At 69.5% G+C, this 25,713-nt stretch carries 28 protein-coding genes and 1 pseudogene; 9 read left to right on the forward strand and 20 right to left on the reverse strand.

Annotation, left to right across the window (positions count from 1 at the left end; translation table 11 throughout):
- Positions 1-41: 41 nt before the first annotated feature.
- Entirely contained in the window at positions 42-632 is a 591-nt protein-coding gene (locus AB0917_RS06110; protein WP_366818274.1) for a hypothetical protein, read from the forward strand.
- A 1,008-nt stretch (positions 633-1,640) separates the two neighbouring features.
- On the opposite strand, the gene AB0917_RS06115 is transcribed toward AB0917_RS06110, so the two are convergent.
- A complete protein-coding gene (locus AB0917_RS06115; RefSeq protein WP_356837895.1) occupies positions 1,641-2,021 on the reverse strand; it encodes a WXG100 family type VII secretion target in 381 nt (126 codons plus the stop codon).
- Between the two features lie 600 nt (positions 2,022-2,621).
- On the opposite strand from AB0917_RS06115, the gene AB0917_RS06120 reads away from it, so the two are divergent.
- The 5 genes from AB0917_RS06120 to AB0917_RS06140 are packed head-to-tail and all read left to right on the forward strand — an operon-like array spanning position 2,622 to position 6,312.
- A complete protein-coding gene (locus AB0917_RS06120; protein WP_359760850.1) occupies positions 2,622-2,927 on the forward strand; it encodes a WXG100 family type VII secretion target in 306 nt (101 codons plus the stop codon).
- Positions 2,927-4,702 (forward strand): RNase A-like domain-containing protein, encoded by a 1,776-nt coding sequence (locus tag AB0917_RS06125; protein WP_366818275.1) that lies wholly within the window; start codon positions 2,927-2,929, stop codon positions 4,700-4,702. Before AB0917_RS06120 ends, AB0917_RS06125 begins: the two co-directional genes overlap by 1 nt.
- Before the next feature lie 14 nt (positions 4,703-4,716).
- On the forward strand, positions 4,717-5,286 hold the full coding sequence (locus AB0917_RS06130; RefSeq protein WP_366818276.1) for a hypothetical protein: 570 nt from the start codon (positions 4,717-4,719) through the stop codon (positions 5,284-5,286).
- Between the two features lie 56 nt (positions 5,287-5,342).
- Complete coding sequence (locus AB0917_RS06135; protein WP_366818277.1) at positions 5,343-5,642, forward strand: RNase A-like domain-containing protein; 300 nt, start codon at positions 5,343-5,345, stop codon at positions 5,640-5,642.
- Between the two features lie 13 nt (positions 5,643-5,655).
- A complete protein-coding gene (locus AB0917_RS06140) occupies positions 5,656-6,312 on the forward strand; it encodes a contact-dependent growth inhibition system immunity protein (RefSeq protein WP_366818278.1) in 657 nt (218 codons plus the stop codon).
- Positions 6,313-6,727: 415 nt separating this feature from the next.
- On the opposite strand, the gene AB0917_RS06145 is transcribed toward AB0917_RS06140, so the two are convergent.
- Both AB0917_RS06145 and AB0917_RS06150 read right to left on the reverse strand, forming a co-directional pair.
- Positions 6,728-8,386, reverse strand: coding sequence for a tyrosine-type recombinase/integrase (locus AB0917_RS06145; RefSeq protein ID WP_366818279.1), 1,659 nt, complete (start codon positions 8,384-8,386; stop codon positions 6,728-6,730).
- A gap of 73 nt (positions 8,387-8,459) precedes the next feature.
- Positions 8,460-9,041 carry a helix-turn-helix transcriptional regulator gene (locus AB0917_RS06150; RefSeq protein WP_366818280.1) on the reverse strand — a complete coding sequence of 194 codons (582 nt, stop codon included), beginning with the start codon at positions 9,039-9,041 and terminating at the stop codon, positions 8,460-8,462.
- A gap of 102 nt (positions 9,042-9,143) precedes the next feature.
- Between AB0917_RS06150 and AB0917_RS06155 the strand changes: the two genes are divergently transcribed.
- Positions 9,144-9,395 (forward strand): DNA-binding protein, encoded by a 252-nt coding sequence (locus AB0917_RS06155; RefSeq protein ID WP_366818281.1) that lies wholly within the window; start codon positions 9,144-9,146, stop codon positions 9,393-9,395.
- Positions 9,396-9,500: 105 nt separating this feature from the next.
- Here the strand turns inward: AB0917_RS06155 and AB0917_RS06160 are convergent, their stop codons facing one another.
- The 9 genes and pseudogenes from AB0917_RS06160 to AB0917_RS06200 all read right to left on the reverse strand — a co-directional run bounded on the left by AB0917_RS06160 (position 9,501) and on the right by AB0917_RS06200 (position 15,284).
- Complete coding sequence (locus AB0917_RS06160; protein ID WP_366818282.1) at positions 9,501-10,082, reverse strand: hypothetical protein; 582 nt, start codon at positions 10,080-10,082, stop codon at positions 9,501-9,503.
- Between the two features lie 76 nt (positions 10,083-10,158).
- Complete coding sequence (locus tag AB0917_RS06165; protein WP_366818283.1) at positions 10,159-10,575, reverse strand: DUF6302 family protein; 417 nt, start codon at positions 10,573-10,575, stop codon at positions 10,159-10,161.
- On the reverse strand, positions 10,572-10,796 hold the full coding sequence (locus AB0917_RS06170; protein WP_366818284.1) for a hypothetical protein: 225 nt from the start codon (positions 10,794-10,796) through the stop codon (positions 10,572-10,574). Before AB0917_RS06170 ends, AB0917_RS06165 begins: the two co-directional genes overlap by 4 nt.
- A gap of 85 nt (positions 10,797-10,881) precedes the next feature.
- Positions 10,882-11,100: pseudogene (locus AB0917_RS06175) on the reverse strand (hypothetical protein); the annotation flags it as partial.
- Positions 11,101-11,690: 590 nt separating this feature from the next.
- Positions 11,691-12,551 (reverse strand): hypothetical protein, encoded by an 861-nt coding sequence (locus tag AB0917_RS06180; RefSeq protein ID WP_366818285.1) that lies wholly within the window; start codon positions 12,549-12,551, stop codon positions 11,691-11,693.
- 139 nt (positions 12,552-12,690) lie between these two features.
- Positions 12,691-12,852, reverse strand: a complete 162-nt coding sequence (locus AB0917_RS06185; protein ID WP_366818286.1) for a hypothetical protein — start codon at positions 12,850-12,852, stop codon at positions 12,691-12,693.
- Positions 12,849-13,343: a hypothetical protein gene (locus AB0917_RS06190; RefSeq protein WP_366818287.1), complete on the reverse strand. Its 495-nt coding sequence runs from the start codon at positions 13,341-13,343 to the stop codon at positions 12,849-12,851. The genes AB0917_RS06185 and AB0917_RS06190 overlap by 4 nt, the downstream gene beginning before the upstream one ends.
- Positions 13,340-13,915, reverse strand: a complete 576-nt coding sequence (locus AB0917_RS06195; protein ID WP_366818288.1) for a hypothetical protein — start codon at positions 13,913-13,915, stop codon at positions 13,340-13,342. The genes AB0917_RS06190 and AB0917_RS06195 overlap by 4 nt, the downstream gene beginning before the upstream one ends.
- A gap of 121 nt (positions 13,916-14,036) precedes the next feature.
- Positions 14,037-15,284 carry a helix-turn-helix domain-containing protein gene (locus AB0917_RS06200; protein ID WP_366818289.1) on the reverse strand — a complete coding sequence of 416 codons (1,248 nt, stop codon included), beginning with the start codon at positions 15,282-15,284 and terminating at the stop codon, positions 14,037-14,039.
- 501 nt (positions 15,285-15,785) lie between these two features.
- Here AB0917_RS06200 and AB0917_RS06205 point away from each other — a divergent pair.
- Both AB0917_RS06205 and AB0917_RS06210 read left to right on the forward strand, forming a co-directional pair.
- Complete coding sequence (locus AB0917_RS06205; RefSeq protein ID WP_366818290.1) at positions 15,786-16,019, forward strand: hypothetical protein; 234 nt, start codon at positions 15,786-15,788, stop codon at positions 16,017-16,019.
- 470 nt (positions 16,020-16,489) lie between these two features.
- A complete protein-coding gene (locus AB0917_RS06210) occupies positions 16,490-17,107 on the forward strand; it encodes a type I-E CRISPR-associated protein Cas6/Cse3/CasE (RefSeq protein ID WP_366818291.1) in 618 nt (205 codons plus the stop codon).
- Between the two features lie 44 nt (positions 17,108-17,151).
- Here the strand turns inward: AB0917_RS06210 and AB0917_RS06215 are convergent, their stop codons facing one another.
- The 8 genes from AB0917_RS06215 to AB0917_RS06250 form a co-directional block, all read right to left on the reverse strand.
- Complete coding sequence (locus AB0917_RS06215) at positions 17,152-17,526, reverse strand: hypothetical protein (protein ID WP_366818292.1); 375 nt, start codon at positions 17,524-17,526, stop codon at positions 17,152-17,154.
- 34 nt (positions 17,527-17,560) lie between these two features.
- Positions 17,561-18,481 (reverse strand): N-acetylmuramoyl-L-alanine amidase, encoded by a 921-nt coding sequence (locus AB0917_RS06220; protein ID WP_366818293.1) that lies wholly within the window; start codon positions 18,479-18,481, stop codon positions 17,561-17,563.
- Positions 18,481-18,753, reverse strand: a complete 273-nt coding sequence (locus tag AB0917_RS06225) for a hypothetical protein (RefSeq protein ID WP_366818294.1) — start codon at positions 18,751-18,753, stop codon at positions 18,481-18,483. The genes AB0917_RS06220 and AB0917_RS06225 overlap by 1 nt, the downstream gene beginning before the upstream one ends.
- Before the next feature lie 142 nt (positions 18,754-18,895).
- Complete coding sequence (locus AB0917_RS06230) at positions 18,896-19,435, reverse strand: H-type lectin domain-containing protein (protein WP_366818295.1); 540 nt, start codon at positions 19,433-19,435, stop codon at positions 18,896-18,898.
- A gap of 134 nt (positions 19,436-19,569) precedes the next feature.
- Entirely contained in the window at positions 19,570-19,854 is a 285-nt protein-coding gene (locus tag AB0917_RS06235; protein ID WP_366818296.1) for a hypothetical protein, read from the reverse strand.
- Positions 19,851-20,996, reverse strand: coding sequence for a hypothetical protein (locus AB0917_RS06240; protein ID WP_366818297.1), 1,146 nt, complete (start codon positions 20,994-20,996; stop codon positions 19,851-19,853). The genes AB0917_RS06235 and AB0917_RS06240 overlap by 4 nt, the downstream gene beginning before the upstream one ends.
- Positions 20,996-22,237 carry a hypothetical protein gene (locus tag AB0917_RS06245; protein WP_366818298.1) on the reverse strand — a complete coding sequence of 414 codons (1,242 nt, stop codon included), beginning with the start codon at positions 22,235-22,237 and terminating at the stop codon, positions 20,996-20,998. Before AB0917_RS06245 ends, AB0917_RS06240 begins: the two co-directional genes overlap by 1 nt.
- Positions 22,238-22,240: 3 nt before the next feature.
- Positions 22,241-25,678 (reverse strand): hypothetical protein, encoded by a 3,438-nt coding sequence (locus tag AB0917_RS06250; RefSeq protein ID WP_366818299.1) that lies wholly within the window; start codon positions 25,676-25,678, stop codon positions 22,241-22,243.
- Between the last annotated feature and the right edge of the window lie 35 nt (positions 25,679-25,713).

Genomic DNA, 25,713 nt, shown 5'->3' on the forward strand with positions numbered 1-25,713 from the left:
ACGTTGAATGGCCCCGGAAGTGATCACGCGGGAGCTTGGGGATGACGGTGAAGTACGGCATACGCGCTGCGGCGCTCGCAACCATCGCGGTGTGCGGGCTGACGGCATGCGGCAGCGAGAGCAAGCCGCTGTCGGAGGAGGGGGTCAGACAGGCGCTGCTGTCCGAGAGAACCCTTCCCGACGGCTGGATGTTGCGCCACGCGCCCTCGATGGAGGATTTCGCCGCAGGGGAGAACCGCTGCCGGAACGAGTCGGGTACGAAGTGTCCCGGCTTCGTGGCAAGGGGGGCTACAGGCCTGGAGGGCGTGGAGATCCAGCCAACCGGTCACGGCCTCATCGCGGGCGTCGGCATCGTCGCCTTCGACACGGCCGAGAACGCGAAAGCAGCCTTTGAGGGCATGGCAACGGAACACAAGGGCGGGACGGCCATGGAGATCCGGACCGGGGCGGATCAGACCGTCGCTTCGCACGGAGTCCTCGTACCGTGGGAGGGCACATACACCTCCCACGTGACCATGCACGTGGGTTCGACGATCGTCGTCATCTCGGCCGGCGCGAAACAGCCCGAGGACGTCACCGACCTCGCCCGGTACACGGCCGACCACGTCAGGAAGAAGCTGAGCGAGGCCTGACCCGGCCCACACGCCACGCACCCAGCCTGCCCCTGTCCCAGCCCCAGCTCGATCCGTCGTGATGGCCCGTCAGTTCCTCACGGAAGCCTTTCGACCGGCCGAGCTGGTGGTGGTGGCCAGGCTGACGGCCCGGCTGTCGCGTGGCGACGGTCCACGCGGACGCCGCCGGCCGAACACCTGCCGTGTGATCGCGACGGACCGCGCCGCCTACCTCACTTGCTCCAACGCGTCAGCACACAGCAGGACTCTCCATGTCTGCACGCCCGAGCGCCCGGCACTCTCTACGACGCCGCTCTGCGCCAGTTCGACGCAGCCTGGGCACACGCCACGGCGGTTCTCCCGGCCCCGATCCCCTGACCGACCAGGTGGGGACCGGACTTCCAGAAGGAGAGCAGAACGTCACGCAGGGCCTCAGCTGGACCGAGGCCCCCGCAAACGCGCGTGAGCTGGTCAGTCTCGTTCCGGAAAACGCGTATCCCCAGGTCAGAACGATTCTGCCTGGGGACGCTCGGTGGGGCGGGTGGGACTCGAACCCATAGGAGTGACGCCTCTCACCTGCGACGATACCGAAACAACGGACATAGCCACCCGTTTGCATCCGGCTGCACCCCCCTCGATCCCCCTCGAATGGGGATCGGTTAGGCGTTCGCCACACCCGTGTCGTTGCGCTCAGCACCACTTCTGCCCTGCGGAAGTAGAGGGGGGTCCGGCTGGGAGGGCCAACAGATCACGTCGGAGCAGTGAGGGGCTTCCATAGCCCCTCCAGCTCGCCAGCGCCCACCGTATGCGGTGACGTTCTGTAGCCGTCGACGGTCATCCTCGCGAGCGACGAAGAGCCTGGCGAACCATTCCACCGGAGCATGGGGCAGGGCGACTGCAGGGCAGGAACCCGACGGGACTCCTACGTCGGCAGAACGAGATGTCGTACACCTCTCTCAGCAGCGCGGAACCCTCGTGTGCTGCAACACCTCAACGGCTTCACCCGGTCGACGGCCTCGCTGAAAGAGCTCAGAAATCGTTCAGGCGGCTGGGAGGTACCGCCGGTGTGGAGAGGGCGTCGGCTTCTGCCTCGATATCGACGTCCACTTGGACCCTGCGGAACTGTTCGAGGGTCTCGAGTTCTTGCTTCGTGAAACCGTCTTCGCTCAGACGGACACCCAGCGCGAGCAGTTGCATGGTCTGCTGAATGCGAACGGCATCCAGTGCGGCGTCGCGATGGAGAGCTCGGTAGGCATTGGCTGTGGGACCGCGCCAGCCGACCTCGATACTGTCGACGACCTCGTCCATGCGTTTGACCTGCTTGCCAAGGTACTCCTGCATGTCATCCAGATCGTCCGCTAGCTTGCTCAACTCACTGGATGTGTAAGCGAGTTTAGGCTCGTCGCCCATGCCACCCTCCTTCTTCGGGCTTGTGCGGCAGTCGCATACCCACCTTACCGAGCTCGTGTGTGGTCAGCGATGGCATGCCGAGGGTGAAAGGGCTGCTTTGTCCACCGACGTGCGAACGTGCAGAAAACCTACAGCCGTCAACAGAGGAGTCGGCCCAACCCTCCCTCCCGTGCGGCTCGAGCCGCCCTCGATCCGGCCCGGCAGATCGCATCCGCCAGGAAAACTTGCGACCGGCGTTCCCAAGCTTCGCGTCGGCCGACCACGATGCCGATCTTGGGTGGCCCCCGAAGCCATCACATTCAGCCGAATCACACCACGGGCACGACCGAACCTGGAGCGGGGACCCGTTGAGTCAACATGCCGCGGTTGCCCCCTCCTCAGTCACTGGCGAGAAATACACGCGACCCTCCGGATGGAGCTTAAAGTGAGTACCCACGCCTAGAACACGCGGACGAACAGCGCCGCGGACAAGGCCCAGAATACGAATGCCGAACCGGATACCTGAGTGGTTGACCGGGCGCCGCGCCGTCAAGGTGCCCGGGCCGGTATCTGCATCGGATCCCAACTTTCTGGACGTCTGAACCACGGGGGATCAGCACCATGCCGGACGAAGACCGGATCACCGTCGATTTCGCCACCCTGCACCGCCTCTCAGGGGATCTGGAGGTCATCCTCCGGGCCCTGAACAAGAAGCTGGACATCCTGTACGAGCGAGCTACCCATGCCGTACTGAGCTGGGACGGTGAAGCACGCGAGGTCTTCATCGACGAGTTGGACAAATGGGGACGCTCGGCCGATGACCTCAAGGCCACCCAAGCCTGGCTCCACGAGGTCGTGGTCAAGGGGCACCTCAGCTACGCCTCGGCCAACAGGTCCGTTCTCGAGGGCTGGGGAGGCGGTGCCTGATGGCCGGGCCCTCCACCCCTGCCCAGCCGCCGGGTGGCAACGGCACCATCGACGTCAAGCCGAGCGACCTCTGGTCGGCCTCCGGCCGCGTCGCCGTACAACAGGACTTTCTGGTACGCGGCGCGAAGAGGCTTCTGGAGGAACTGGGCAAGTACCCCGATGCAGGAGGCGCAGGCACCGAGGCCCGGAAGTTCGCCCAGGCGTACAAAAGGATCGGTGACCGCTGGCTGGAGGTCTGGGGCCGGTCCGTACTCAGCGTCGGCGGTGTGGCAGTCGGGTTCACCGAGACGGCCAACGCCTACACGAAGGCCGACGTCGCTGCCCACCCCAAGCCCGACAGGACTGCCGAGCAGCGCCCCCGGCCCGCGGTCATCGACAAAGCCCCGAACCTCGGCTCCATCCCCGACATCAAGTGGGGCGACGACGACGGCGGCGACGACATCCTGCGCGGCCTGATGGAGGGCATACCCGAAATCGTCCGGGACCTCCTCCATCCACTGTGCAAGAACGTGTTCCGGGTCGGCAGGGTGGCAGACGTCTACCCCTATCCGGAACAGCACTACCTCAACTCCCTCTGCCGCAGCTGGATGAGCGTCTCCATCACCGCGTCGCTGGGAGCGGACCAGCTCACCCAGGCCGTCGGGGCCATCACCAACCACCAGCAGGCCGAGTGGGAGGCCGCGATGCGGACCTTCTGCAGCGCTCTGTGGGGAGGAACGGCCTGGGGGCAGCAACAGCACGGCTACCAGTGGGCGCAGACCGCCAACTCCGGCCGCGGCACGCCACGCGTCCCCACGGGCAGTCAGCCCGTCCTGGCCGTACTCAAGGACACGGCCGATGACATCGCCACCATCCTCCGCGAGTACGCGGAAGCCGCCGTCGACCTGAACCGCGACGTCAAGGACGAGCTCGACCGCGCCATGTGGAAAGCCGCCAAGGACATCATCGAGGACCTGGCCAAGCCCAAAGACCTCAAGAGCGCGCTCGGTGCCGCCACTTCTCTCCTCGGCAGCGGCGCCGGCCTGCTCCTGTCGTTCGATGTCAGGACGGTACTGAACCTGGACACCGGCAAGCTGAACGGGATCGTCGCCAAATACACCGGCATCCTGGACGGCCTGACCACCCGGATGACGGCACTGGAAGGGCCGCTGGACGAGGCGTACCGCAGCGCCCCCAAGTTCGAGGCCGGCGTCGCCCGTGCGCATGGCTTCGGGGCCCGGGCCCTGGAGGAGTTCAGACACGAGCAGCGGTGGACTGAAGCTGGCTCCAGCGGCAATCACACCTTCAACTTGGCGAGCAACGAGTACCTGGGCGGCGGTCACACCCTGGACAAGCACGTCGGCAAGACCGACGAGCAGCTCGCCCAACGATTGCGCGACCAGGCCGACGACAACAACAACTGGCCTGAGCAGCGCAAGCCCATGATCGGCGGCTCGTCGTCCTTCAAAGACATGGCCGACGCGCAGCGGCTGACGGAACACAATCTGCGGGCCAGACAGTCCGAGATCGACACGTGGCTGGCCACCAATCCTCCAGAGGGGAAGACGCAGGCGTTCACGAGCCCGGCCCCGGACGGTGACGTGAGTGGCCGGTACGTGTCCAAGCAGCCCACTCCTGATCCGGGCGGGTCGGGCAACACCATTCCCGGGACCGGGTACAAGGACCACGGGCTCGATGCGAAGGCGGTCGACGTCAAAAACGTGAAGACGATCCTGAAGTACGATTCCAGGCTCGATCCGCCCTACATCATTTACACATCCATGCCCGCCCCGTGACCGACGGAAGCCGAATGAACCCGATCGACAACACTGTCTGGGAGGCCGCTCTGGAGCGGCTTCTGGACGACGTGTACGCCTTCGCGAGGACTGGACCCCGACGGCACGACGACTGGGGAAGAGATGTCCTGGATGTCATGGACCGCTCGGTCACCGACCCCCGGGGCCTGCAGTCACTGGAGTGGCAGATCGACAAGAAGGGACGGGAGAACATCCGTCCTTCCTATCCGTTCCTGCCGCTCACGGCTGAGCAGGTGCACGCCTGGACGTATCCTGTCACGGCCTCTGCCGCCGCCGCGCTACTCGCCTCTCTGACCCAGGAGTGGTTCTTCGAAGCACGCCCCGTGCGGACGCGTGCCGACCGGGACGATGTCATGGCCGACGCCTGCTCGGTACTCAGCCGTTTTGGTGCCGACGCCGACTTTCGTACGTCGTCCGACCTGGCCCGGACCTCCACGTCGCCGGACTTCCTCGCCGGAGAACTTGCCGGCGGCCGCGCCTTCACCGACCACGTCATGGATCTCGGACTGATCGCCGTGAGCACGGACGAGGTCGGAGTCTTCTGGTCTTTCAACGCAAACTGAGAACACGCTCAGGTACCAGGAACAACCGTTCCCGGCGCCTTGGAGGAAGGTGAGCATTGCTGACGAGATCCGCAACGTACCCCGACCGGGAGACCGCCAAGTGGGCCACCCAGCAGGTGGTGACCGCCAACGAGCAGGCCATTCACCGCTGGCTCGCCCAGAACACCCGGTCCCGCCTTACCATCGAGGCCGCCTGGCCCTCCCGAGAGGAACCCGTGGGACGGGTACAGCTGGAGGCCGAGCTGATGGCCGGACGCGGGCCCATCGATGTCCGCGCGGCACGCGTGGTGCTGCGCCGTGAGCCGTCGAAACCGCACGGCTTCGTCGTCCACACGACCGTCCCGTTCTACCTCTAGGGATCGCACGCACATGCCCATGAAGCCCCTCGAACACGACCGCCGCTACGGCGAGCTGGACCAGGTCATGCGCGCATACCTGGGGCAGCCCGCCGACGACACCCCGGAGCGGCGCAGCCGTGCCCTGGACGCGTACCTCCGCCACACCTGGCACACCCGTCCCTCGGCCATCGCGGAAGCGGAGCGCCAGTTGCGCGAGTACAGCCGCAACCCCCCGGGCCGCGTCAGGCTCGGCCTGGGCGAGTTCTACGCGATCCCGGACACCGGCATGCCCGAATCGAAGATCGGTGACTGGCTGACGGTGCTGGCCGACCACCTGAAGCAGAGCATCGAGGAAGGTGACGTGCCGAAGCGGTCCTCCCCGCAGACCCACTGGGAATGGCACATGCGCTTCCCCGAGACCGCGCAACTGCTCGGCGGCTGGTTCTCACAGGACATCGTCGACGAGTTCCCCGACCACGAAGCCGCAGTCACCGACTACACCGCCACCACCGACCCACAACTGGTCGCACGCCTCGTGGGCGAACTCCACGAACTGCTCGCCCTCCCACTGGACGAGGGTGACTACGCCTTGGCCGCCGCCGAACTCGGCATGGAGGTAAGCCCGCCCGAACCGTTCTCCCACGGAGCCTGGTTCCAGTCGCTGGCGACGACGCTGTCCAGCATCTGATCAGACCTAGACATCACCACCCACTCGCGCACGAAGGCATGGGCAGCCCACGACAAGGCGGGTGGGATCGTTCTCAACGCCCCCACCGGCGCGGGACGGTAAAAGCCCAGGTCACAGCCGTGCAAAGACCACCCTGAGTGCGGGACGAACCACGTCCGCCACACGTCCGCCACACGCAAAATGCCCCCACAAAACGCGTATCCCCAGGTCAGAACGATTCTGCCTGGGGACGCTCGGTGGGGCGGGTGGGACTCGAACCCACGGCCGACGGATTATGAGACCGCTGGCACGCCAGGCCGTCCAGTCCGGCCCGTGCCGCCCAGTTCACGCCGTGCCGAAAGGTGCAGCTCAGCGGCACCCTGCATCCCCTCTCCGTGTCACCCCTCGCATCCCTCATGCCACCCAGTGCGCCCAGTTACGTGGCGTTCGGGCGAGCATCGGGCGAGCAGGGAGGGCATGTGACCTGCATCGACACCTCGCCTCCCGACTGCTCGCCCGGGACCTTCCCTGCCCCCTTGCGCGCCCTCGGAACCAGAGCCGCCGCAGCCTCCGCGATACCCCGGTCGACCTCCGCCAGCAGCTCGGTGTACGTATCCGATGCCAGCTGGATCGTCGTGTGCCGCAACGTCTTGCCCACCGCATGGATGTCCCCACCGCCCGCGTGCACCAGCGTGGCCGCGATGTGCCGCAGGTCCCGCAGATTGATGGGAGGCAGCCCGGCCCGGATACGGATCCGGTGGAACTCGTCGGAAACCTTCTCCGGGTGCAGCCACGTACCGTCCGGCTCCACGAACACCTTGCCCAGGTCCACCCAGTCCGCCACATCCTTCCCCTGCGCCCGCTCGGCCGCCGCGTGCCGGTTCCAGCTATCGCGCTCCGCCAACTGGCGCGCCCGGTGGGCCCGCAGCACCCCCACGTTCAGCGAGTCCAGCGCGATGGTCGACATGGACTCTTCCGTCTTGAGGCTGTCCTCGAAAACTTGCCAGTTGTCCACGATCAGCTCTCGGCTCGGGGTGATGAACCCGCCGTCAAGGTCGACCTCGTCCCACCCCTGCCCCACCCCCTCACCGCGGCGATACCCCCGCAGCGCGACCAGGTGGAAAAACGCATAGAGCCTCGACCGCTCGGCCTCATCCAGGAAGCGACCGAGCTGCACCGGCGTCCACACCATCACCGGGCTCGGCCTCTCCCCAGTGCGCTCCCACTGCTCCACGCGGCCCGCCGTCCACATCAGCGGCTTCGGCCGCTTCCCTGACGCCAGCTCCACCCACTGAGCAGCGTTGAACGTGATGAGCTGCTTCCGGATCGCCAGGTTCAGCGCCCCGCGCAGAGTGGCCCGAATCCGCTGCCTGGTCGCTGCCCCCGTGATCAGCCGGTACGGCGGCATAGCAGCCAGCTTCTCGCGCTCCGCCGCCAGGCGCTCAGCCTCGGCGTGCGGCGGCCTGCCGCCCTTCCCCCACTTACACCGCGCCTCCTGCTCACGGCGCGCCCGGTTCTCGGCCAGCACGACCTCGTTACGCTCCACGATGTCGTCGAAGAAGGCCTGACAGTGGGCAACGGTCAGCCGGTCTACCCGGAACCGGCCCAGGCCCGGACGCAGGTGCACGCGCACGTGCGACTCATACCCGCTGCCGGTACGCCTCTTCCGCGTCTTCTTCTTCAGCTCCACGTACTCGTCCAGCAGATCGGCCATGGTCATCTTGCTCGTGACGAGCACCCCTGCGGCAATGCGCCGCTTCGTCTCCGTGATGTCCGGGATCTTCTCCCGGTCCTTCATCACGACCATCAGAAGGTCGCCGATCCGGCGCGCCGCCTCCTCGTCATCCTCGTCGGCCAGGTCGAGGAGAGACCCGATGCGGTTCAGATCCTTCTGCGCATCCTTCACCTGGTCGTACCCGGTGCGCCGGAAGATCCTTCGGGTGCCGTCCTCAGCGGCGGGCAGCTCCTGGCGCACCTGGTAGTTGCCGTGGTTCTTCTTGGCCAGCTGCGGGCACTTCAGCCCTAACCGCTTGCCGGCCTCGTCCCGGCACTCACACCGCTTCGTGATGCCGCCGGCACGCCGTGATCCGGACATGAGTCATCCCCCTCCGTCGAGGACTGGGCGCACCGCGCCCGCGATACGGCGGAGTCGTTCCCCGCCGGACTGGCTAGGCCGGCCGATCCAGACCGGACAGTGGCGGGAGCACGAAGCCCCGCCGGGTGATCTCGTCGCGGAGCTCGTGGAGCTCCTGCGTCATGTCCTCGGCGACCTGCCGCGCCGCGTCGGCCTCCGGACCGCCAGGCTCGCCATGCCACCGGTAGTCACTGATGCTCTGCTCCCACAGGCTCTTGTAGAGGCGGCGGATGTTCGTCTCCAGCAGCCGGTGCCGACGCAGAAGGGCCAGGGCGCCGTCGTCCGGGGCAGGCTCGCCGTTCCACCAGTCCGCGGCCTGGAGCGGACTGACGGTCTGGCCGGGGAGGTGCTCGACTTCGTCCTCGTACCCGACGGGATAGACCAGGGCGACCGGCGGCACGCCGAGCGCAGCCGCGAGGAGCGTGGTGTCCGCGACGGACAGGTTGCTTCGCCGGCCGTTCTCGATGTTGGAGATGACCGTACGCGGCAAGTCGCCACCCAACTCCGCGCAGGCGTCAGAGAGTTGCTGTGCACTCATCCCGCGCTCGCGGCGGTGACGGCGCACCTCTCTACCTATCGCCCTGCTGACGCGCTGCGCCCAGTCCGGTTGCTCCACAATGACCCAAGGTACAGAGCGTGTTGAGTCGTATCAACCCATGCCGTACAGTGCGCAATGAGCACGCAAGCACACCCGATTCACGCCCGGAGTTGCGCCAAAATGACCCAGACCATCGACGTAGCCGTGAGGGAACTGACGACCCGGGACCTCCTGGACCTCCCCCCGACGACCGACGTGGAGACCGCCGCCCGCGCCCTCGGGATCGGGCGGACGCACGCGTACCACCTCGCCCGTAACGACAGGTTCCCGTGCAGCGTGCTCCGGGCCGGCCGCAGCTTCCGCGTCGTGACGGCCGACCTCCAACGGGTTCTCCAGGCGTCCCCCCCGCCGGAGAGCGTCCCTGCCGCTTAACTCCCCTCAGCGGCAGACACACGACCGCCCCGGCACCGTCTCCCCTCGGTGCCGGGGCGGTCGCACGTCTATGCCTCTGGAGATTGAGCGTGAAGACCTCCAGCGTCACCGGCGCCCCTTCGCGATTCGAGTGATGGCGACGGCTGCGGTACGAGCCACCTCCGCGGCGTCCACGTGGGAGGCGTCCACGTCCAGGACGCGTACGCCCTGGCTCCGGAGGAACCGACCAGCCTCGGCGAAGCGGGCGCACTCCATGCTGCTGTGCGCGCCCCGGGCCGTAGCCCGCTCCGCGAGGACGTCCGGCAGTGCGGTGATCATGATGACCAAGTCCGGCTGAACCACGCGCTGCTGGAGGCCCCCGACGAACTCCTGCTCGCTCCCGTCCATGCGCTGCGCTACCAGCGACGAGACGATGTACCGGTCGCACAGCACCACGTCCCCCCGGTCCAGTGCCGGCCGGATCGTCTCCGCCCCCTGACGGGCGAGTGCTCCCAGAGAGGCGTCTGCTGACTTCTGGGCCACGAGCACGGGGACGCCTTGAGCGCGCAGCAGCTCGGCGATCAGCGCGGTGACGGTACTCGCCCCGACGCCACCCGGGCCCTCGACGGCGATCAGCCGGCCTTGCCTCCCCCTGCGGTCGACACAGGCCCCCGCCTGCTCTCCGGTGATGCTCGGACGTACGGTCACGCGGTACTCCACGGTAGAAGGATGCAGTGGACAGCCCCCCGGGACAGAGTCGGCGCCGCCCCCCGGGGGCTGGTGATCAGGTCAGGTGGCCGTGCGCCCTCATGAACGCGGCGATCGTCTCGGCCCTGTAGCCGTAGAACCGCCCCTCCGCGACCGGATCGTCGTCGTACGGGAGAGGCGGACCCCACCGGACGACGTGGCAGGTATCGGCGTACGGGGACCAGCTCAGCCGCACGTCCGGGAACTCCGGGCGGTCACGGAGGAGCGAGCGCACAGCCAGGCCGGTCACGACTTCGCTCACCGACACGAACCCGCCCCGGCGACAGCCACCAGCCGGGACGGCCAGGTACGTCGTGCCCTCGACCTGGACGCCGAGGGCACGCTCCAGCAGGGACGGGTCATCTAGCCGCTGACGGTAGTAGGCCACCTCCGGCTCGCTGACCTCCGAAAGCGGAACCAGGACGGCGAGCGCAGGCGGGGCCACGGTGCTCACAGACCCCTGCTCAACACGGCGGTACAGACGGCCGAGATCAGGACGACCACGGCCGCGAGGTACAGGGCCACGGCCTGCGCGACCCTGGGGTGCTCCCGGCCAAGGGCCTGCCAGGCAGCCCAGCCCGTGTCACCGTCCGCTCGGACCCGGACGCCACCGAGCCCGATACGGATCGACACGTGACTGAAGCGCTTCGTCGGGATGTTCTTCGGATTGGTCATAACTCCCTTTCGAGTGACGGAGGTTGGACCTCTCGTGCCGCTGAGGCCTCCGCGCTCAGGCGGACGGAACGGGTCCCCGACGCCCCGTCACGGTGTAGATCCCGAAGGGCGGGAAGAGGTCGACGCGGCGGGGGTAGTTCGCCTCAGCGCAGGCAGAACAGAGCAGGTCCCGAACGGTCAGGGCGGGGTGGGCGGACTCCTCACTCCCGTCTTCAACCGGCTCCGGGACGTGGCGGGCCGCCGTCACTGGCTCTGTCCAACACGCTTCGCAGGTACGGACATCCGTCGCAGACAGGGCGATCACGAGGCGCCCCCTGCCTTGCCCGTCGGCACGGAGCGGCGCACGATCGGGAGCTGGGCAGCCAGCCCCTGGCGCAACGCCTGCTTCCTCGGCTCCGTGGGGCAGCAGCGCGCGGATCCCGCAGGGTGGGTATACGCGTCCGGGCGCGCCCCGGACATGGAGTCACCAGTCACCACCAGCTCGGCGGGGCCGACGATGGTCAAGTCGCAGTCCACACAGATCGGCATCGTCACCCGGACCCCGCCCCGGGAATGCCGGCCGTGATGAACTGCGCCACCGCAGCGGGCGTACACAGGACCCCGGCCGAGTCCATCGGCGCCGACCAGTAGCCCCGGTGCCCGCGCCGCTCCCTCGCCCCCGGCCGGGGCACTCCGAGCACGTCTCCAGGCCCTAGACGGACAGCCGAGAAAATGGCTCCGCACATCAGCGTCGCGTCGCCGTCTTCCGCCCAGGCCGACCGGGCCTGGTCGCGGTCTAAGGCCGCGGACAGGAGCCAGTGCTCTGCGGCCAGGAGCCGCTCGGCCGTAGTGGTCACGATCACAGCAGGTGTTCCCTTCTTCGAGCAGAGGTCTACCTCAGGGCCAGGGCCCTGGTCATACAAACGCGGAGACTGGCAGGCGCGGCGGTCGCCGCCGCCAGGCCAGGAATCCCGCATCGTCATCCAGCACCGGCGATGTCGCACGCTCCGACCGTTGCACCCGGTACCCGGCACCCTTCAGCGCCTCGTGGACTCGACCGGTGCCGGCCTTCCAGTGCTCGGCAGCGCCGGAGGGGACGGTGCCGTCTGGCCGGCGCCGGTACTCCGCGTCCGGCTGCCACAGCACGCGCACACAGGATTCCGCGTACGCGGGCCAGAGCACCGCCGGGGCATCCAGCGCGAAGGCCATGCCCGGTGCCGGTGTGCATCTCAGCTCCTCGTCCACCACGTCCACCGGCGACTGCTCCCCGGGGAGGTACTCCGGCTGAGAGAAGCTCGGCCGCGCGGGGGCGGCGCCGGACCACGCGTTGACCGGGGGCCACGGCTCCACCGCAGCCCCCTCTCCTGCTCGCCAGACCAGGATGTCCTCAGCAGCATGCAGGTGAGGCAGACGCGGCGGACCGGTCACCGCAGCCTGGTAGCCGAGCCCCTGGAGCGCCTGCATCGTCGCCGCCGTCCGCTCCCTCCAGTGCTCAGCGGCACCAGCCGGCACCCGCTCGGCACGGTGGTCGTACTGGAAGGCCTCGTCGGGAAGCCACCGCACGATGACGCATGACTCCGCGCCGAGCGGCCACGCCTCCTCAGCCGCATACAGGACGTGGCACCAGCCCAGCCCCTCGGGCGCGAGTCGACGGGTGGCGCCATCCGTCACGGCGTACGTCGGGGCGAGCCCGAGTTCGGACAGATGGCCTTCCAGAAGCCGCACATTCTCAAGGCGTGTTTCGCGGCGGGTCTTCAGCAGTCTGGGTCTGGTCATGATGTGCCGTTCGATCGAATGAAGAAAGCAGAGAGCCCGGAGAGGACCGGGCCGGTTCAGGAGGTGGCGATGCCGTACGCGAGCGCCGCCAGCAGGCCGAGGACGGCCAGGGCGTACAGGAGCTAGGCCGTGCCGCTGCTCACGACGCCCGCCAGGCCCGGCCCAGGCGACGGGCCTCGGGGCACTCCGCCGCGCCGTTGCGGCATCGGGCGCACGCGTAGGTGTGCCCGAGCCAGGTCTTGTACGCGTCATCGGTGCGCTGCGGCGCCGGGCTCGGCGCCTGCGGGCGGGCGGCGGTCACCGGGACACCTCCCGGTACCCGCCCAGCGCGACGACCTGAGACACGGCCGGAGGCGCGCACAAGTCGCCGGCCGAGCCCATCGGGACTGCCCAGCAGACGCGGCTCCCCCGCCGCTCGGCGGTCACCCCCGGGTGGGGCACACCCAGCACGGCCCCGACGCCTAGGCACGTGATGCCGTCCGTATGCCACCACCGCGCCGTACCCGCAGGCACCAGGGCGTAGTACCACCCCGAGTACCGGTCGTGGATCACGGGCGCCCCGACTACAGCCGCGGCGAGATAGGCGCCCACCCGGTCTGGATCATCGCTCTGTGCGGCCGCCTCGACGAGCCGCGCCGGGATGCGTACGGCATCGAACCAGGCCCCGCACGGCAGCACCGTGAAGAGGCGTTCCTCCCACTCCCGCCGTGCCGTCACCTTGTCGGGGGCTGCCCTCAAAAGCCAGTTCTCTACGCCCAGTTGACGGCTATCCGACTCGAGGTTCACGCTCATGCCCCGACCACCAGCTCCTGGCCGGTGTAGGCGCTGGCAAGATGCTGACCCACCGTGGCCCCGTTCAGCAGCCCCACCGGCCGGGACGTCTGCTCCACCCACGGCTGCGTGTCCCACCGGACCCCGTGGCTCGGCGGTACGGCGATCCACCCGGAGGCCCCGGACCGCACCTCGCCGGGCAGGCCACCGCCCAAGGCGTAGCGGCCGGTCGCCGGCAGCACGAACAGGGCGACGTACCGGTCGGCCACCAGGCAGGGCACCGGGGCCACCTGGTCCAGGGTCACCATGGCCGCCATCCCCACCGGGCGGGAGACCACGACGACGTCGAAGGTCCGGGTCCAGGCGATCAGAGCCGCCCCCGGGGCAGCCTCCAGCTCCTGGAGGGTCTCCTCGACGCTGTGGAACAGCGGTCGGCCGGGCAGAGGGTGCCCGCCAGGGTCAGGACAGTTTCTGTTGCCGCAGGTGCACCCCTGACGGGGGCGGCGCCTGAACCCGACCGTCAAGGGCCATTGCAGGGATCCGCCGTACGCGTGCACCGCAGCGCTCGCATTGCGGGTATCGATCGGCTCCATCGCCGGACACTCCAGGGTGATCACACATCTACGGACAGTGACCTTCCGAGAGTGGACCTCAAGCACGAGCGCGCCCCCTAGAGAATCTAGGGGGCGTCAACTGTTCGACAACAGCGGGCAGTTAGCTGACCAGTTCCATATTCCGGATCAGCCCGGACAGCGCCGACGCCTGCGACGGCACCCCCACCCTGGCCAGGTCGGACACGAGAGCACGGCTCATCGGGTCCGCGTACACGTAGTACGGCGCGGAGGCCGCGGCCTCCCTCAACTTCACGACCGCCGCCGGACTCCTCCCCATCCGGTGCAGCGCACGAGCCTCGTCAATCCGGAAATGGGTGCGCCGTTCCTTGGACGGGATCTCACCGATATCCACGCGCGGGACACGGGTGAGCCCGGCGTCCGGCTGGTCGACCTCCACCCCGGCCTCGGCCGCGTGCACCGCCACAGTGCCCCGGCCAAACACGGTGTGCCGCTCCAGGTCATACCAGCTCTCGCCCAGCCGGTCGGAGTCCTGCAACGCCGCGTCAATGCGCGCCCACGCGTCATCCGCCGTCCCAGCCCCCCGGGCATGAGCGATGGAGCACCGCAGATGCAGGGCCCCGCGAAGGGACAGGGCCGCAGCCTCCGGGCGGCGCGCAGAGGCGAGCGGCTCCAGGTCCCGCAGCGCGGCCTCCGCGACCGCGAGCGTCTCCCGAAGCGAGGCTTGATGCAGGAGAGCACCGCACCGGTCCCAGGCCACGGCCGCCATCACCACCGGGTCCCCGAGCTGCGTCGCGGCACCGGCCGCGACCTCGGCCGCGCTCCACGCCAAGTCCGGGTACCCGAGCTGATTGAGGCACATCCGCGCCGTACGGGCAGCATCAGCCAGCAGCCGCAGCGCCGCCTCCCGCTCGCTGCCGGCGGTGGTGAGCACTGCCGTGTTCAGGTCCTCCACCAGCGGGGGAAGCAGGGTCGCGACCTGCGGCAGATTCGCCGCCTGCCGGGCGGCCGCCGCCCTGCGGGTCTGCCCGGCCAGAGCGACCAGGTCCACCGGCGTCCCCTGCGGCACGAGCCCCGGGTGACCGGACAGGATCAGCCCGGCCCGGCGCAGCCCCGTACGCAATGCCGGGACGTGCGCGTGGGCCAGGGTCCCGCCGCTGCGCTGGAGCCGGTAGGGCTGACCGAGCAGCCACACCACGTCCACGTCGCACTGGTCCGCGATGGCCGTGATCACGCTGTACCGGTCCAGGGGCTGCCGCCCCGACTCCACATTCGCCACCCAGGACTCGGTGCGGCCGAGGAAATCCGCCAGCTCAACTTGCGTGAGCCCTGCGGCGTTTCGCGCGATCCGTACGCGCGTACCGATGTGCTCGTCGGCAGGAAGGGGCATACTGAACTCCGTTCTGACCTAGACACTCAGGACGGTACTCCGGAATGTGCCCCCGTACAGCCCCGCGCTGCGGGGGCGCACTCCCACGAGGCCCCCGCCCACCCGGCTCCCGGGAAGGGCTGTCACACCCCGCCCTTACCGTGGAGCCATGCCACCCCGCTCCCGCCCTCCCGGCCCTCTGTGCCCTGCTGCCGCGCGGATCAACACCCTCATCCGCCAGCTGATAGACGAGGACCACGACCAGGAGCACCGCGCCGAGGCGTACGAGCAGCTCCTACTCCAGTGGGCCGCCGCCACCCAGCACAGCGACTGCCGCAACCGCCCCTCCCGCTCGCCGGACAGTTCGTCCGGACACGATGTCCGACCGGCCCGAAAGCGAGCCCGCCGCACCCCCGGACCGTGCCCCCCACCTGCACGGACACCATCAGGACATCCTGCCCGGACACCCCGCGCGGACAAGCCGGCGGACGCCTCCGGCAGAGGCACGTCTACGATCCGACCGTGACCTCCGACCTGACGACACCCCATCTCCTCCAGCTCGAACAGGCAGCCCTGGACGCCCAGGCCGCAGCCACGTCCGCATCCCCTCCCGCCGACGCATGGGAGACCTGGCGCCAGGCAGCCGCCGCCGTACAGCAGGCCATCACCGACCACGCGAAAGAGGCCAAGGCCAATCGCGTACACGTCGAGATGGCCGTGAAGAAGGCCGTACGGCACCCGACCCCACCGGCGTAGACGCCCGGACACACCGCGGCCCCCACCCGATGGGTGGGGACCGTTTCGTTATGCCGCAGCAAATCCGGCCAGCAGGCAGACAATTTCCGCGACAGGCATGCAAATCCTGGGCGACATCCCCTAACCTGAGACCACCTCGTCCCCGCAGCAGCGGGGGTGCACCAGGACTCCCGAGGTCAGACACTTCGTCTACGCCTGACGCCAACCCATCCCCATGCACGCGGGGTTGGCCCGTTCGAGCGGCGCTCGATAACCGCTGGAGCCCCTTATCCCCGCACACGCGGGGGTGGACCCAGTCCACTTAGCTGGACAGCCCCATGGGCAAAGTGGTCCCCGCACACGCGGGGGTGGACCGTCGAGAGAGTACGTGGCTCGCCGTGCCCCCTCTTCCCCGCGCATGCGGGGACTCCCCTGGGCGAAAACAACTGCGCAGCGCGCACCCCACCCCACCCGGAGCCACCATGTACCGCGTGCTGTACCAATTCGCCCCCTCGAAGGACCGGATCCTGCGGCCGGCAGAGATGCAGCGGCAGATCCGCTCCCGCCTGCCAGAGGACATCACCCAGGCAGACACAGGCCCCCGCGTCCTATGGCGCCGCGAGGGCGACGGCGTCATCCAGGTCCAGTACCCAGTCCGCCCCCGACCCTCCTGGCTACTGCCCGGGTCCCTGACCCTCCCCCAAGTCCTCGACATGCGGGTACTGCTGGAGATGCTGGCCCCGGGGCAGCTGTGGGCCTTCGACCTCGCGGCCAATACCGTCCGCCGAGGACGTGGCGGCGAGTACGCAGTATCTCCGGATGAGTGGCTGACAGGCCAGCACGCAGAGGGCGCCCACGCACCGGCGGCGTGCGAGGCCACCACGTCACGCGCCACCCGGTCCGGCTTCCGGGTCCTCGCACAGATCGCCGGGGCCCAGCGCCGAGGCACCACAGGCATGAGCCAGGAGGCACGCATACGCGGAGTGCTGGAGGTCGAGGACGTCGAAGCGCTCCAGGCAGCCCTCGAAGAGGGCATCGGACGAGGGAAGGCCCAGGGCCTGGGAATGCTCTCGCTCTCCTACCCGCCCCGCAAGGGCCAAGGCAGATGACCGCCAGAGGCCCCGCTCCTCCCAGACGAGGAGCGGGGCCTCTGTCACGGCACCGACTGCGGTGGCACCGGGCCAGGCCCATCAGTCGAGTCCACGTCGGGGCACATCCGGGTCAGTCGCGCATTCGCCCGGTCGACCGCATCCCGCAGCGAGCCGCCATCATTCGGGTAGAGCTCGTGCTCCACGCTCGTCAGCCGGTCCTCGAAGGTCGCGAGCCGCTCCATCACCCCAGGCCTCGCCGGCACACCCGCCCGCCCGACCTCGCCCGCCCAGTCGTCCATGAAATGGTCGACCCGGGCGGCGAGCCGCACGGACGCACGGACCGCCCGCCAGGCGAGAGCGATCACCCCGGCCACCACGGTGACCGCACCGCCCCACATCAGCACCACATCGAGCGCTGGAATCCCCGTCTCCTCCATGCTCACCTCCTGCTCGGTCCCGTCATCGGATGGGTCAGGCGACGACGTCGAAGCCGCGCTTCGCGCCGAGGCGGGTCACGGAGTCACGGCCCGGGATACCGTCGGCCGGCTGACCCGGCTTCCGGCCGCGGTAGCCGAGACGCTCCTGCCACAGGCTCGTGGCCGTGATCGTCGCCGTCCCGAAGTGCCCATCCCTGTAGCTCTTCGTCAGCAGGCCCTCATCGACCAGCGCGGTCTCGTACACCAGGACGCCCGCGTACGTGACCGGCTGCCCCGGCATCGACGGGTTCGAGCGGGCGGCCGCGACGAGCTGCGACAGTGACACCTTCGGGCGGACCGGTGCGGGAGGAGGGGCCGGCTGCCCCTGGCCGAGACGACCCGCGATCCGGTCCCGCATGCCGCCCATCGTGAACCCATGCGGGTCCGGCTTGCCCGGCTGCCACTCCAGGTGGCCGATCACCGACAGCGCCCCCCAGCCGTGCGCCCGGCACACCGCCGCGCCCACCCGCTCGATCGCCTCCAACTGGATAGCAGGCCAGGGGTCGAGACCGTCGCCGAGGTTCTCGCACTCGAAGCCGTAGAACGCCCGGTTGCCGTCGACGGTCGCCTCGTCGTCGACCGGGGCCGGTCTCTCCGCGATCACCGCCCGCAGCACATCGGGGTCGCCCAACCCGGCGTGGTTGGCCCGCCCGTTGCCCACCAGGTGGACCGTGCCATCCTTCGCGATCACACCGTGGCACAGCGGACCCGGCAGCCCTTGGTACCCGTCCCGGCACATCGCGACGGTGTGCGCGGTACCCCGCGTCACCGTGTGATGGATCATCACCCCGTGCGCCGGACCCCACGGCCCCATGTGGTTCCGGTTGCGCGTACGCCACCCCGGGACCTCCACGACCGTCAGGCCCTCGGCCCGCAGGGCCGACAGCAGCCGGTCAGCACTCAGCGGCGCGGCCATCAGACACGCTCCGGCCAGTGCCAGGTACCGCCCTGGAGCGGCTCCCCCGGGACCGGCTCGACGTACGGGATCGGCCCGTCGCTGTGCCCGATGGGGCGAAAAAGGAGACCGTCCGGGTTCTTGATCATCAAGCCCACGTGCCCTTCCTCGTCCACCTCCGTGATCTCCGCCGGCCGGCGGATCGACGGGAACCGCTGCGTGCCGTCCTCGCGCAGGGGCGTCCCGTGGCTGACGTAGTGGACGACCCGGCCGATTGTGGGGCGCTGGGACATGAGTACCTCCGTAGTGTGTGGACGGTGTCCGGACAGCGGTCCGGGCACCCGGCAAAGGGGCGTCCGGACGACGGTCCGGACACGAGAGCGTCAGGGCTGTGAACTGGGCGGACATCACTCAGGCATGTCCGGACACGGTGGTCTACGGCACCTCCGCCCGCCACGCCACCGGGATGGCGGACCATGTGGAGGCGACGAGGGGCAGCTCGCCGTAGTAGGCGAAGATCGTGAAGGCCGTCGTGGTCACGTTGATGGCCCGTACGTCCCACCGAGCCGTGGGACCAGCCCCTGACTGGATCCCGATGCTCACCACCGGCGGCGACGAGAACGGGACCGCGAAGGTGACTACCTGCGTCCACGCGGTCTGGTTCGTGAAGTTAATGGTGGTGACGGCCTGCTCGATCTCCCGGCCCCGGACGTACAGGCCTCCGTCCGACCCGAGCACCAGGCCGTTGCGGGGGTCCGCGCTGATCCGCGCGCTGATCGTGTACCCGGACGTCTGATCGCCCGTGATGTCGATCCCGTCGCCCTCAAGGAGCCCGGCGGACGCGCCCGCCGTCGGCACGAACACCCCCCCGTCCGAACCCTGCTGAACCAGGTTGCCGGGATCGGCCGACGTACGGACCCCGAGCTGGCCCGTCGTCTCGTCGTAGGTCAGCGGGGCATCCAGTCGGCCACCCACGCAGTCCGCGACGTCATCGCACGACACCCCTACCGTGAACGGCGTCCCGGACGCCCCGGTCCCCGACACACGCGCCAGCCCGCTGCCCTGCACCGAGCACGAGCACCCTCCCTGGCATCCACACCTGGCCACGCCTACACCTCCCCGTCCTGGGCCCCATGGCCCGTCACGCCCTGGTTCTGCTGGGAGCAGGCGCACACGCACCGGCACTCACACGGCTCGGGCACCGGCACCACCTGCCTGCCCGGCGGCGCCAGAAGATCGATGTCCACCCGCCGGCCGTCGATCCAGCCCACGCCCACCGCGCCGGCCAACCCTCCGTCCTGCGCCGTGGCCGCGCGGCCGAGCGCCCGCTGAGAGGCCGTCATCGCGCGCAGCGGTCGCTGCGCGGCACGCTGTCCTGGAAGAGCCGGGCTCATGGGGGGTCTCCTTGCAGTGGGTCACCGATCGGGATGAGGGACACTCCGACGCTCTCGCCGGACTCCGTCCACGCCACGTCCACGTCCGACAGCCGGTAGGGCTGGGACACGCCGATACACATCCCGGTCGCGGCCACATCCAGCCGCACCCCGGGGACCAGCTGTCGCATGGTCACCGGGGCACTCGGCGCGAGCGTGGACCCGTCCGGGACGCTCAGCGCGGTCGGCGCCGGATGTCGGCCGACGAACGAGGCCCTGGCGAGCTGCCACAGGTCGTACGCGGTCAGGCCCTCGGCCTGGGTACGCACCAGGGTGTCGAGGCGCCCGTACACGGAGGTGATCACCCCGGACGCCCCGAACTGCGTGTCCGAAATTTGCTGGTCGGTCTGGTTGGTGATCCACATCAGGGTCGCCGCGCTCAGGCCGTCCCGGATGATCTCGACGTCCCCAGCGATGTGGTCCAGCGTGAGCCGGGCCTGCGTGGGGTCGGCGGTCGTACGCGGGCGCCCCAGGATCAGCGCCCGGCCGACCGTGGTGTACTCCAGGCCGCGGGGCACGAGTTCCTCGTCCATGATCCGCAGGATCGGAACGAACCAGATCGAGGTGTTGTCCGTGCCGTCCTTCTCGAAGGAGACCTCTGTCGGGTCGTCGTCCCGGACGATGTAGTTCAGCATCTTCGCCCAGTCCGGCTCGGACGCCAGGAGCCCCGTCTCCATGTTCAGGCGGATGATCGTCTCCGCGATCTCCTGCACCGGCCCCCGACGCGTCGCCCCCGTCGCGGCCACGAACCGGAGCACCAGGGCGTTCGTCGTGCGGGCCAGCCACTCCGTCATGTCACGGGCCTCGATCAGGAACCGGTCCCGGTTCTCCCGGACTCGGGTGACCGGCCCCTGCCACACCAGCTCCGTGTCCCGGTACAGGCTCAGCTCGTGGGCGTACGGCTCCACTTGCCCCAGCAGCCCGCAGCACCGGGCGCCGGCCGCGCCCTTGGCGATGCTGATCTCGGCCTCTCCCGTGTCGTTGAGCGTGCGGTTCCACTTCACGGAGGTCAGCGCGGACACCCCCGGCGACGTGAAGGGCCTGGCGCCGCCCCGCCAGTGGATGACGGCCCGGTACTCCTGCGGGCACCCCAGGACAGTCATCAGCCCACATCCGATCGCGGGACGAGCAGCACACGGGCCCGCGCGTCCGGCGCGGTCGTCGAGGCCGTGGACAGGATCTCGATGCACAGGCCCGTCGAGCAGGCGAAGATCGGCCACTCGAAAGCGCCGCCGAGCGGCCCGTAGAGGGTCGGTGCGCTCACCGCGGACCCCAGCGGCCCTTGCGGGCACTCCACCTCAGCCCGCTGGGTACGCCCGTCCACGCGCAGCGTCGCCCCGGGCGGCAGGTACGGAATCTGGATATCCGTGCAGGCCCCGCACGGGTCGGCGATCTCCTCGCAGTCACCGCCGAGCGGGTTGGCCCAGAACCGGACGACCACTCTGCGCAGCTCGTTGCCGCCGGTCTCCAGCTCCAGGGCCGGCACCGCCTCCAGCCACTCCGGCTGATCCACCGGGGACAGCGACACCACCGACCGCCGGAATCCCTCCGGCCCGGTCGGGTAGCAGTCATCCACCGGGACCGGGGCCCGCACCGGCAACGGAGGCGGCGGGCACTCCGGGTCCTCCAGGCACGGCGTCGGCTCCTGGCACTCCCCGTAGATCTCATCCGGGTCCACCACCAGCAGCTCACCGTCGCCGAGCGGAATCCACTCCGTCAGCGTCTGGAGCGGCTCCCGGTAGATCCACGGCACCACCGCCGCCAGCGTGAAAGTGACCTGCGCGATGATCCCTTCCGGCTCGTACCGGGCGGACACCAGGGACGGCCCTTCCAGGAGCCCCACCCCGTACAGGTGGCGCAGCTCCCGCGTCCCGTCCCCGGTCGGACAGCACGCGTACACCCCGATCTCCTCGCCGTCGCACGCCCCGTCGCAGGGGGCGCCCTGTAGCGCGGCGGCCAGCCACTCCACGGCGTACGTCAGGGCGCACTCCTCGCGGACCAGGAGGAGCACCGTGTAGATGATCTCCCGGTGCGCGCGCCGTGCCACACCCAGCGCAGCCCCGTCCCCGACGAGCTGCTGCGGAACGCGCTGGAGAGTAGACCGCGAGAAGCCCTCGGCACTCAGACCCATCACGCCGAGGAAGAACGCACTCTCCGGGACGGCCGGGTCATACCAAGGCGCCGGGTCCGTCACCGGGTCCTGGTACGGCGGATCACTGATCGCCTCCGCCAGCTCCGGGCACGGCTCACAGCCCGTCAGCAGGCAATACTCCTCCGCATAGGCGGAGGCCCGCGCCGAGTTGATGATCTCGGTGCAGCCCAGGTCCAGGTAGTCAGCGATCACCGGTCATACCCCCGCCGCTAGAGCCATCTGCCCATACAGGTGCGCGGCCAAGGTCCGAGGGTCCTGAGCCGATGTGTGGATGTTCCAGGTGTGGTTGACCGTTCGGTCCCCGCCTCTGACAGCCGGCTGCGCGGGCGCCGGGGCCATGGCGCCACGGGCCGCCAGGAGGTCCAGAAGCCCGGACCGCTCCGCGAGCTGGACAGCCCGCTGCGGCCGGGTCATCGGGATCACGACCTCGCGGCCGGCCTCGCCGATGAGGGCCGCAGTGGGCCGGTCGACGATCCCGCCGTCCGCGAACGGGAGCAGGTTCCGGACCGCGCTGGGGAGGCCGGCCTTCACCTTGCCGATGATCTGCGCGCCGATGTTGCCGAGCGAGGACACGATCCTGCCGCCCAGCCCGGAGAAGAGACTCACGATGCTGGAGATCATGGAGTTCACCGCGCCGATCGCGGATGACTTCGCGGAGTTGAACGCACCCACCAGCCGGCTCCCCACACTGGCGACCGCGGAGTACGCCTTGGACGGCAGACCGCTCAGGAAGGACACCGTCGAGGCAACCATGGACGACACGCTCGAAGTGACCGACGCTTTCGTTGAGTTGAAGACGCCGAGCAGCTGACCCGGCAGAGCGGACACCGCGGACCGGGCCCTGCCGGGCAGCGCCGTGAAGAACCCCACGGTGGAGTCGATCCACCCGGTCACCGTGACCGTCGCCGAGGTGAAGGCCGAGGTGAAGGTGCTCCGGATCCCCGAGCCCAGGGACGAGAGACCGGCCCCGATCCTGCCGGGCAGCGCCGTGAAGAACCCCACGGTGGAGTCGATCCACCCGGTCACCGTGCTGGTGACCGCATCGAGCCCGGCCATGAAGGCATCGACGAGCAACCCGCCGAGGTCTAGCAGCGCCTGGCCGATCTTGCCCGGCAGCTCGGTGAAGACGAAGATCACCCCGGCCAGGGTCGTCAGGAGCCCGATGATGACCAGGGCGACGGCCGAGGTGAAGAGGTCCACCAGCAGGCCGGGGAGCGCCATGAGCGCGGCACCGATCCGCCCGGGAAGCGCGACGAAAAATTCGATCACCGCGTCGACCCCGGTCGAGACTCCGCTGGTGATCGAGTCCCACAGGTCCGTGAAGAACGCGATGACGCTGTCGATTCCGGACGACACCCCGGACGTGATCCCCTGCCACAGTTCCGTGAAGAACGCGGCCACGGTCGAGCCGAAGGACGACAACGCGGCGACGATCCGACCGGGCAGCGCGTTGAAAAAATTGATGACGCCGGTGACCTTGGTGACCGTGCCGGTGATGGCCCCGACAAGCCACGTGATGATCGGGACGACCGTCTTGATGACCAGCCACGACGCGAAGCCGGCCGCCACCTTGAGGAGCACCCCGCTGAGCTGCGCGACCAGGGTCAGCAGAGGAGTGAGGGACTCGACCAGGCCCACGACCGGCGGGAGAAGCGGGAGGAGCGCCTCGACCAGCGCCTCGAAAGCGGTGATGATCGGCGGCAGGATCGGGATCAGGCTCGCCAGTACCTGACCGACCAGCGGGGCCAGCGCCACCACGACGCCGGTGACCGCCGTACCGATGGAGTCGAGCAGCGGCACCAGCGAGACGGCCGCCTGCCCGAGCGCGTCCCCGAGCGCTGCCGCGACCGTCGTGATGACGCCGATCAGCGGCGTCAAGGCAACGAGCAAATTCGAGACGAGCGTGACGATCGGCGGGAGCAACGGCACGATGATCTGGAGGGCTGCTCCGAGGACGGTCGCGATCAGCCCGCCGACCTGCGCGATCACCGGGGCCAGACTCCCGGCGAGCATCGTGACCAGCGGCGCGACGGCCGTCACGAGCTGAGCGAATGCCGGCAGGAGCGCCCCTGTGAGAGCGGGCACCAGCTGAAGGAGTGGCGGCAGGAGCGCGGAGATCGCTCCGCCGATCGCGCCGCCGAGCTCCGCGGCGATCGGGCCGAGCCCGGCCGCGAGCGAGTTGAAAGCCGCGGTGAGGGGCGGCAGCAGTGGCAGCAGCGTGTCCGCCAGCGCGGTGATGATCGGGCCCAGCGCAGCCGACAGGACCGACAACGCGTTCCCCAAAAGGGAGTTGGCCGTGATCGCAAGCTGGGTGATCAGTGGCAGGAGCGGCTGGATCGCCTCCCGTACGGCGTCGAAAATCGCGGACAGGCCGGCGAGCTGACCGCCTCCCCCGGCGGCCAGGGCCCCGAAGACATCGCCGAGGAGTCCACCGATCGAGGCGATCAGCGAGCCCAACTCCTTGAAGACGCCAACGGCCCCCTCCACCCAGGCCACGGCCTGGCCGCCCTCAGCCGCGTCGGACAGGAACTGGCCGAACCGGACGCCCGTATTGGCGATCGCGTCCCCGAACCGGGCGCCGAACGCCTCCGACACGGCGCCACCCATGCGGAGCACCCCAGCAACGACGGGCCCGAAAGCGGACGCGAGCCCCCTGGTCGCCTGGGTGGCCCCCGTCAGGATCTGCTCGACCGAGCGGATACCGGCCGAGGTCGTCAGGAAATTCGTGGCCTTCAAGGCGGCCACGCCGAACTCCTCGGCGATGCCGGAGAGCCCGGTCTTCAGCGGCCCGCCGAGCGCCTTGGCGACCGCCGTGATCTGCCCCTCCAGCGGCTTGAAGAAGGCCTGCTGGACCGTCTCCTTCAGGTCCTCCAGCTCCGGGGCGAGCGCCCGGACTTCACGAGCTGCCCCCTGCGCGGCCGGCGACAGGTCCTCGATCGCGCCGGCGAAAGCCTCCGCATCGCCCGTCAGCGCCTCCCCGAAGGCGTCCCCGACCCCGGACACCGCCAGCTTCAAGGCCCCCATCGCGGCCGCCCCGCCCAGCAGTACCGCCGGCAGCGCCGCGACGATCCCGACCGCCGGGGCCAGCGACCCCACGAACGACGCCACCCCGGCCGCACCGGACAGGGCGGCGGACCCCACGGCCGCGAAACGCAGCGCCCCCGCAAGGGCCGACCCCACACCGGAGGCTGCCGAGACCAGGCCGCCCAGGACCCGGCGGAACGGGCTGGCATCCGCGTCGACGCGGGCGTTCAACGTCGGCATGTTGTGCGCGCGCAGCCGGGCGTCGAAGTCGCTCATGTCCGGCACCACCCGGACAGCGACTTCCTCGCCCGCGAGAGCAGCCCTCAGCCGCACCAAGAAGATCGACATGTCCGGGGCGACCGGAATGTCGATGCTGTGCAGGCCGCGGAGACCGGCGAGGAGCTGCGCGTCGAAGCGCCGCATGTCCGGCTCGACACGGACCTGGACGCTGAGGGAACGCAGGGTGCGCTGGAGGTCGCGGCCGAAGCCGCGCATCCCGCGCTCCAGAGCGCCCTTGATACGGACACCGAGCGCACGGGCTTCCGCGACCGCCCCGGAGTCGTCCAGGGTGATCCGGATACGTGCAGAGCCGTCGACGTCGTCGGCCACGGCAACCCCGCTCGGAGAAGGTTGCCCGGCCCAGA

This window comes from Streptomyces sp. NPDC007346, from assembly GCF_040703535.1.
Taxonomy (GTDB): Bacteria; Actinomycetota; Actinomycetes; order Streptomycetales; family Streptomycetaceae; genus Streptomyces.